Origin of the sequence: Desulfolutivibrio sp. (assembly GCF_036584575.1) — a bacterium.
Classification (GTDB): domain Bacteria; phylum Desulfobacterota; class Desulfovibrionia; order Desulfovibrionales; family Desulfovibrionaceae; genus Desulfolutivibrio.
Genome location: NZ_JAZHDB010000007.1, coordinates 1 through 8,424 on the forward strand (window position 1 = coordinate 1; position 8,424 = coordinate 8,424).

The window sequence follows — 8,424 nt, forward strand, 5'->3', positions numbered from 1 at the left end:
CGGCGGCCGGGCATTCCTGGGTGTCCAGGACGCGGATCTCGATGGCCCCTCGGTCAAAACGGGCGATGGCCCCCCGGGCGTTGAGGAATTCGTCGCAAAGGATGCCTTCCGGATCAAGCGGGGCCATCTCCCGATACATGCGCTCAAAAATGTCCCGACGGTAGGACGCCTCGTCGAAAATCGGCTCGGGAACCACCAGACCGGCCACGGAAGGCGCCCGGGCGGAATTTTTCCCGTAAAATCCCATGCGGCTGTCGAGCAGGCCGGTGATGCGGCCATCCAGGACAGGCGTGGAGGCGGTCAGGGCGGGCATCAGCGGCAAAAGCAGGCGCACGGCGGCGTGCAGGCGCCCGAACTCCTCGTCGCCGCAAAACGGCAGGTTCACGTGCATGCTTTGCAGGTTGGACCAGCCATGCCCCCGGCAACCGAAAATGCGGTCGAAGGCTGCGTAGACCGGGCCGTATTCATGGGGCCACAGCACCGTTTCCCTGGCCGGGTCCATGAAGGGATGGGCCCCCGTGGGCAGGAGTCTGGCCCCGTGCGGGGCCAGGATGGCGTTTATGCGCCGGACGTGGTCCTGGAAGGCCGCCGCCGCCCCGGCCAGACGCGGGACCGGTCCCGAGGTCTTCAGCTCAATGACGTGGGACACCAGTTCGTTGGACCAGGAGATGTCGTCATGCTCCACGTCCGAGACCGCCGCCCCGGCCGCATCGCGCAGGACGAGATCGGCCCGGGGCAGCACCCCCAGGGTCGCCGCGTCCACGATCATGTATTCGATCTCAAGCCCCGTGACCTGGAAAAGATGGAAGGCGCGGCCGCTCACGGGACCATGCTCCCGGCCTTTCTGGCCTCGATGCGCTTCAAAAAGACCTCCATGATCTTCAGGTACAGGTCGTCCTGGAGCACCTCGTCCTCGTATCCGGCGTCGATGTTGGGGTTGTCGTTGACCTCGATGACGTAGACCTTCTTGCCGAACTGCTTGAGATCCACGCCGTAGAGGCCGTCGCCGATGAGGTTGGCGGCCTTTAAGGCCATGCGCACCACGGTTTTCGGGGCCTTGGTCACGGGCAGGGTCTCCACCTTGCCGTAGACCTCCCGGCCGGACCCGTCCTTGCGAAGGATCTGCCAGTGCTTGGCGGCCATGTGGTATTTGCAGGCGAAAAGGGGCCGCTGGTCCAGGATGCCGATGCGCCAGTCAAAGGTGGAGGGGACATATTCCTGGACGATGACCAGTTCCGACTTGGACAAAAGGCGCTTGGCCTCCTTCATGAGCCGGTCCTTGTCCCGGGCCAGGACCACGCCCTGGGAGAAGGCGCTGTCGGGCTGCTTGAGCACGCAGGGCAGGGAAAATTCGGTCATGATCTGGTCGATGTTCTTGCTGTGCAGGATAAACGTCTTGGGGACGGGAATCCGGTAGCGGGTCATGAGCTCGGCCAGATAGACCTTGTTGGAGCAGCGCAGGATGGATTCCGGATCGTCGATGACCACCAGCCCTTCGGCCAGGGCCTTGCGGGCGATGCGGTAGGTGTGGTGGTCCACGCTTGTGGTTTCGCGGATGAACAGGGCGTCGAATTCGGAGAGGCGGTTGGAGTCGTCGCGGGTGATCAGTTCCGTGCCAAGGCCCACGGTCTCGGCGGCCTTGACGAACTTTTTCAAGGCTTTCTGGTTCGAGGGAGGGTGTTTCTCCGCCGGATCGTAGAGAATGGCCAGGTCGTAGCGGTTGACAGGCCGTTTGGGGATGACCAATTTCTTTCCTGCGAAAAACTCCGAGGCCACGGACTGGGCGAACTCCCGATCCTGGGTGGGAATGTCCTTGACGCTTAAGGGCGAGATGTTTTGCAGGTTCCAGCAGGCCGAACAGCCGAAATCGGCGCGCAGGAAAGGGGCCGGGAAGGACTTGAAGAGCCTGGAGGCCACGGGCTCGAACATCTTGTCCGGGGTCTTGCCGAAATAGATGTTCACGCTGATCTTGCGCGGCTCCTGGTCCACCAGCTGTCGGCCGATGACCTCCTCCAACTCGTCGGAAACCAGGCGGATGATGCCCTGGGACTTCATGTCCTGGATGGTGACGATGCCCGGCACGGGCTTGTGCCCCCTGGCCTCGGCCAAAAGCGAGACGTAGTAGCCGATGCTCTGGTAGCGGTAGGATTTGCACAGGTTAAATATCTTGACGCCTTTGAGCGCCGGAAAGGAGTCGTCGGCCAGATAGGACCGTGCGGCCACGGGTTCGACCCCGGAAAAGACCAGGGGGCACTCCTCGGGATTTTCAATGACCACCAAAACGGACACGTCTTATCTCCTGGATTTGTGTTTTCTGGTTTTCACCCGGCGCGGAAAAACCACCAGCATGTTGGCGTCATAGGTCAAAACGCCCAACATGATGGCGCAGATGAGCCGATTGAGCGGCACGTCGTAGTATTGGCCGTCGCTCATGGGATTGGGCAAAAGCGGATCGGCGATGCGCGTCAGGCGCGTCTCCTTGTCGTAGCCGCTCATGACCACGAAGTGTCCGGACGGTTCGCCATGCACGTCGTCGTACACGATCTTTCCGGTCTCGTCGTCGCGTTCCCGCGGCGTGCGATACAGATAGGTGGCCGACAACCCTGTGAGGATGGGCAGGCCCCGGGTCAGCAGGGAGCGGATAAGCGCCGCGGAAAGATCCTCGAAGACGATCTCCCCGCCGCGCCGCAGAAACCGCAGATAGGCCCGGGAGGCCAGCCTGAGCTTGGGATCGACGCTGGCCCCCATGCGCGCGATGAGGCGGTCGGCCATGTCCGGCGCGCCGGGGCCGAACCAGGTGGGGTCAAAGACCCGCAAATTGAACGTATAGAGCCTGGCCCCGTAGCCCCGGGCCAGGGCATGGCTGCCGAGCAGCACCCCCAGCGTGCCGCCGCCCTCCAGGGTGGGGACTTCGCGGATGACCCGTTCCAGGGGGATGCGGTCTCCATAATAATGATAGACCGCGTGCAGGCAGGTGGGCCCGCAGGTGATGTCGTCCGGTTGGGGGAGGATGTCGATGCCGAGTTTGGATTCCATGGGGGTGGCCTGGCGGGCTGTGCCGCCGGGACGACTCGATCAGACACCCGAAGGCAGGGGAATGTCAAACGTCCTGAGAGAAAAAAACCCCAAAAGGGAAACTAATCTTTGACGTACCCCCTGTTGAAACATTATTGAAGTTTCCCCTCCACGCAATCGTGTCGGGAAATTCACATTTTTTGGGGGAAACCATGTGTCGCCTTTTCGCCCTCACCAGCCAGGAGCCGGTTTCGCCCATGCTGGCCGTCAACGCCTTAAACGTCATGAAGGAAGGCCATGACGGTTCCGGCGTGGGCCTGTTTATGAGCGGCCTCGGCGGCCCCTTCGGCCAGATGCCGGACTGCCCCATCCTTTCCGGAATTTTCACCGAAAAGGGCCTGCGGCTTCTGGACGAATACGCCATGAGCAAAGGCTTTTTGGCCAAGCACACCGTGGCCGTCACGCCCAAAAACGATCCCCCGGCCGGCACCCCCCGGCGCGGAACCTATCTGGCCCGGGCCTACGAGCCCTCGGCCCAGTGGAAGGATCTGCCCAAGGACAAACGCGAGGCCGCCCTGGTCCAGGCCCGTCTGGATCTGCGCCACATGGGCGCGGACAACGAGGACGTGAAGGTCTTCAGCTTTTGGCCGGACACGGTGATGATCAAAGAGGTGGGCGATCCGGTGACCATCGCCGCATACCTGGGGCTTGGCCGCGAGGAGTTTTTCGCCAAGCGCATTCTGGCCCAGGGGCGGCAGAACACCAACTACGCCATCAACCTCTATGCCTGCCATCCCTTTTTCATCCAGGGCATAAGCACCATGACCAACGGAGAGAACACGGCCTTCGTGCCCATCCGGGAATATCTGTTGTCCCGGGGCGTCATCGGCTACGAGGGGTATCAGTCCGACTCCGAGGTCTTCACCCATATCCTGCATTTCACCCTGAACCGGCTGGGACTCGGAATCGAGGCCTACAAGCACGTCATCACCCCCCTGGCCGACCAGGAATTGGAGAACCACCCCGACCGGGCGTTTCTCTCCAACATCAAAAACGTCTGCCGCAAACTGACCATCGACGGCCCCAATTGCGTCATCGGCTGCACCCCGGACGGGTCCATGTTCATGGTCCAGGACCGGAAAAAGCTCCGGCCCGGCGTGGTGGGCGGCCGCCCCGGGATCTTCGCCTTCTCGTCGGAGATCTGCGGCCTAAACGAGGCCATCCCCGAACGTGACCGGAGCAAGGATTTCCAACCCATGTATCTCGACACGGCCATTGTCGGGCCGGATTGCCGTGAGGTGAAAATATGCCGTCAGAGCCAGTCATTACTCCGTCCACACTGAGCCTCAAGGATCTCCCCTGGGTGCTAAACTGGGACAAGTCCACCTGCACCCTGTGCGGGCGGTGTACCGCCGTGTGCCCGGTGAGCGCCATCGAGCTCGGGGTGTTCCGCAAGCGGGAGCTGTCCGTCTCCGTGGGACTCAAGACCAAGCCCGGACAGAGCGTCACGGTCTACCAGGGCATCCGGCAGCGCACGGACCCGGCCTACCGGTGCATCGGCTGCGGCATGTGCAACATGGTCTGCCCCAACAACTCCATCCGGCCCGTCTCCCAGTCCGACGCCACCACGCTGAAGTTCCACAGCAACCGTGGCGGCCAGCCCCGCACCCGGGGCGGACGGCGCAACTCCACCGGCAGCCTGCTGGACCAGATCAAGTTCATCCGCATCTCCATGCTCACGGACCCGGCCCTGGACGCCGGACGCCACGAGTTCGAGCTGCGCACTCTTTTGGGCCGCATCCTGCCCCCCGAGGAAGGCATGGCCGCCTTCGCCGAGGGTCGCTGGACCCCGCCCGTACGCGAGATCTATCCGCTGATGATCGGCGGCATGTCCTTCGGCGCCCTGTCCCCCAACATGTGGGAAGGCCTCCAGATGGGCGTGGCCTACCTCAACGAAGAGCTGAACATGCCCGTGCGCATGTGCACCGGCGAGGGCGGCTGCCCGCCCCGGCTTCTGCGCTCGCGCTTCCTCAAATACGTCATTTTGCAGATCGCCAGCGGCTATTTCGGCTGGGACGAGATCATCCACGCCATCCCCCAGATGAAGGAAGACCCCTGCGCCGTGGAGATCAAGTACGGCCAGGGGGCCAAGCCCGGCGACGGCGGGCTTCTCATGTGGCACAAGGTCAACAAGCTCATCGCGGCCATCCGGGGCGTGCCCCCGGGCGTGAGCCTGCCCAGCCCCCCCACCCACCAGACCAAGTACTCCATCGAGGAGGCCGTGGCCAAGATGATCCAGTCCATGTCCATGGCCTGGGGATTCCGCGTGCCGGTCTATCCCAAGATCTCGGCCACGACCACGACCAACGCGGTCCTGAACAACCTCTGCCGCAACCCCTACGCCGCGGGCCTGGCCGTCGACGGCGAGGACGGCGGCACGGGCGCGGCCTACAACGTGTCCATGAACCACATGGGCAGCCCCATCGCCTCCAACATCCGCGACGCCTATCTGACCCTGTGCAAGATCGGCAAACAGAACGAGGTGCCGCTCATCGCGGGTGGCGGCATCGGCAAGAACGGCAATCTGGCAGCCAATGCGGCCTCGCTGATCATGCTTGGGGCCTCGGCCGTGCAGATCGGCAAGTACGCCATGCAGGCGGCAGCCGGATGCGTGGGCTCGGAGTCGGACCGCTGCAACGTGTGCAACATCGGCGTCTGCCCCAAGGGCATCACCTCCCAGGATCCCCGCGTCTATCGCCGCCTGGACCCGGAAAAGGTGGCCGAACGGCTGGTGGACACCTTCGTGGCCTTCGACGTGGAGCTTCGCAAAATCGTGGCCCCGCTTGGCCGCTCCACCTCGTTGCCCATCGGCATGTCCGACGCCCTGGGGATCAGCGACTATCGCGCCGCTGAGCGGCTCAAGATCAAATACGTGGTCTAGGCCGCCGCTCACGTCCATGTAACGACGGGAGCGCACCGGCGCATCCGCAACAGCCTTTGGAGACCGTACCATGGCGACACATACTTCGACGACCATCCACATCAGCGGCCATGAGGACGGCCGCCGCGTGGAATCGCGCATCATCGAGGAACGCATCCAACGCGCCGTCACGCAAGGCGCCCGCGACCTGGCCATAGAGGCCCACGGTCAGCACGGCCTGGGCGGACGCCTGTGGATTTCCGAAAAAGAGCCCATCACCGTGGCCATCACCGGCTCGTCCGGACAGCGCGTCGGGGCCATGGGCTTCCCCAACACCCGCATCGAGGTGCTGGGACCGGCCTCGGACGACGTGGGCTGGCTCAACGCCGGGGCCGAGATCGTGGTCCACGGCAACGCCTCCAACGGCGTCGCCAACGCCATGGCCCAGGGCAAGGTCATGATCGGCGGCAACATCGGCTCCCGGGGCATGACCATGACCAAGGCCAACCCCCGGTTCACCCAGCCCGAACTGTGGGTGCTCGGCTCCACCGGCGACTCCTTCGCCGAGTTCATGGCCGGCGGCACGGCCGTGGTCTGCGGCCACAACCCCCAGGATCCCGAAAACGTCCTGGGCTTTCGTCCCTGCGTGGGCATGGTCGGCGGACGCATCTTCGTGCGCGGCCCCCAAAAGGGCTTTTCCCAGAAAGACGCCAAGCTTGAACCCATAAGCGATGCGGACTGGGACTGGCTGACCACCAACCTGCGCGGCTTCCTCAAGGCCGTGCATCGCCCGGAACTCCTCGACTCCCTCACCGTGCGCGACCAATGGCTGCTCATTGTGGCCAAAAGTCCCTACGAAAAAGCCGCCTCCGCAAGGCGTTCCATGTCCGCCTTCCGCTCCCAGGTCTGGGACCGCGAACTGGGCCTGGGAGGACTTATCGGCGACCTGACCCCGCTGGACCGCAGCCCCATCCCGCTCATCGTCACCGGTGAACTGCGCCGCTACGTGCCCGTGTGGGAAAACAAACGCCACAAGGCCCCCTGCCAGTCCAGCTGTCCCACGGGCATCCCCGTCCAGGAACGCTGGCAGCTCATCCGGGACGGCCATGTGGACGAGGCCGTGGACCTGGCCATGGCCTACACCCCCTTCCCGGCCACCGTGTGCGGCTACCTGTGCCCGCATCTGTGCATGCAGGGCTGCACCCGCACCACCAAAAGCATGCTGCCCGTGGACATCACCTTTCTGGGCAAGGCCGGGATCTCCAGCAAAATCCCCCCCCTGCCGGAACTCTCCGGCAAAAAGGTGGCGGTCATCGGCGGCGGCCCGGCGGGCATCTCCGCCGCCTGGCAGATCCGCCTCCAGGGGCATGAGGCCGTGGTCTACGACATGGACGAGATGCTGGGCGGCAAGATCTCCTCGGCCATCCCCAGCACCCGCATCCCCAAGGAGGTCGTGGAGGCCGAACTGACGCGCATCCGCCAGGTGCTGCCCCACGTCCACCTCAAGCACCGGCTCACCCGGGACGAATTCCAAAACATCGTCGACACCAGCGACTTCACCGTGCTGGCCGTGGGCGCCCAAAAGCCCCGCGTGTTGCCCGTACCCGGGGCGGACAAGGCCATTCCGGCCCTGACGTTTTTAAAGCTCGCCAAAAAAGGCCAGGCCAAGCCCGGAAAACGCCTGGTCATTGTCGGCGCGGGCAACGTGGGCTGCGACGTGGCCACCGAGGCCGCCCGCTTCGGGGCCGAGGACATCACCCTCATCGACATCCAGAAGCCCGCCGCCTTCGGCAAGGAAAAAATCGACGCCGAGGCCGTTGGCGCGAAATTCCGCTGGCCCTGCTTCACCAAGGAAATCACCTCCGAAGGACTGGTCCTGACCACCGGCGAGGTCATCCCGGCCGATACCGTCATCTTCTCCATCGGCGACCAGCCGGACCTGGACTTTCTGCCCGACGCCATCGCCACCAACCGGGGCTACGTGGTGGTCAACGACCTGGGGCAGACCTCCGAATCCAAGGTCTTCGCCATCGGCGACATCGTGAAATCCGGCCTTCTGACCGACGCCATCGGCATGGGCCGCAAGGCCGCCCTGACCATCGGCGACATGCTGGCCGGACGTCGTCCCACCCCGGATACCCGGGAAATGATCGCCTATTCGCGCGTCAAACTCGAATACTTCGACCCGCGCATCCCCTCCTTCACGGATATGGGACACTGCGCCTCGGAATGCTCCTCCTGCGGCTCCTGCCGGGACTGCGGCCTGTGCGAGGCCATCTGCCCGCGCGGGGCCATCACCCGCAACGCCCTGGAAGGCAAGAAGTTCGAAATGGTCTGCGACCCGGACAAATGCATCGGCTGCGGCTTCTGCGCCGGGGTCTGCCCCTGCGGCGTCTGGTCCATGACCCCCAACACCCCCATGGGCTAAACAACACCGGGGCTGCCGCCCCGGACCCCGCCCGGGGGGAATCATTCCCCCCGGACCCCCC

Annotated in this window: 6 protein-coding genes; 3 read left to right on the forward strand and 3 right to left on the reverse strand. The window is 64.2% G+C overall.

The window, feature by feature from the left end; all coding sequences use genetic code 11:
- The 3 genes from V3572_RS00525 to V3572_RS00535 form a co-directional block, all read right to left on the reverse strand.
- On the reverse strand, positions 1 to 769 hold a 769-nt coding region (locus tag V3572_RS00525), incomplete at its 3' end, for a carboxylate-amine ligase (protein ID WP_332109016.1).
- 50 nt (positions 770 to 819) lie between these two features.
- Positions 820 to 2,289: a RimK family protein gene (locus V3572_RS00530; RefSeq protein WP_332109011.1), complete on the reverse strand. Its 1,470-nt coding sequence runs from the start codon at positions 2,287 to 2,289 to the stop codon at positions 820 to 822.
- Positions 2,290 to 2,292: 3 nt separating this feature from the next.
- Positions 2,293 to 3,036, reverse strand: a complete 744-nt coding sequence (locus V3572_RS00535) for a peptidase-C39 like family protein (protein ID WP_332109012.1) — start codon at positions 3,034 to 3,036, stop codon at positions 2,293 to 2,295.
- A 191-nt stretch (positions 3,037 to 3,227) separates the two neighbouring features.
- Between V3572_RS00535 and V3572_RS00540 the strand changes: the two genes are divergently transcribed.
- The 3 genes from V3572_RS00540 to V3572_RS00550 all read left to right on the forward strand — a co-directional run bounded on the left by V3572_RS00540 (position 3,228) and on the right by V3572_RS00550 (position 8,363).
- On the forward strand, positions 3,228 to 4,358 hold the full coding sequence (locus V3572_RS00540; RefSeq protein ID WP_332109013.1) for a glutamate synthase: 1,131 nt from the start codon (positions 3,228 to 3,230) through the stop codon (positions 4,356 to 4,358).
- The gene (locus V3572_RS00545) at positions 4,322 to 5,956 is read left to right on the forward strand and encodes a glutamate synthase-related protein (RefSeq protein ID WP_332109014.1); all 1,635 of its coding nucleotides are present in this window, start codon (positions 4,322 to 4,324) and stop codon (positions 5,954 to 5,956) included. The genes V3572_RS00540 and V3572_RS00545 overlap by 37 nt, the downstream gene beginning before the upstream one ends.
- 70 nt (positions 5,957 to 6,026) lie before the next feature.
- Positions 6,027 to 8,363 carry an FAD-dependent oxidoreductase gene (locus tag V3572_RS00550; RefSeq protein WP_332109015.1) on the forward strand — a complete coding sequence of 779 codons (2,337 nt, stop codon included), beginning with the start codon at positions 6,027 to 6,029 and terminating at the stop codon, positions 8,361 to 8,363.
- Positions 8,364 to 8,424: the final 61 nt, after the last annotated feature.

Excerpts from the sequence above, each read along its gene's own strand:
- V3572_RS00535 (WP_332109012.1), bottom strand. The coding sequence starts at position 3,036 with ATGGAATCCAAACTCGGCATCGACATCCTCCCCCAACCGGACGACATC.
- V3572_RS00545 (WP_332109014.1), top strand. The coding sequence starts at position 4,322 with ATGCCGTCAGAGCCAGTCATTACTCCGTCCACACTGAGCCTCAAGGAT.
- V3572_RS00540 (WP_332109013.1), top strand. The coding sequence starts at position 3,228 with ATGTGTCGCCTTTTCGCCCTCACCAGCCAGGAGCCGGTTTCGCCCATG.
- V3572_RS00550 (WP_332109015.1), top strand. The coding sequence starts at position 6,027 with ATGGCGACACATACTTCGACGACCATCCACATCAGCGGCCATGAGGAC.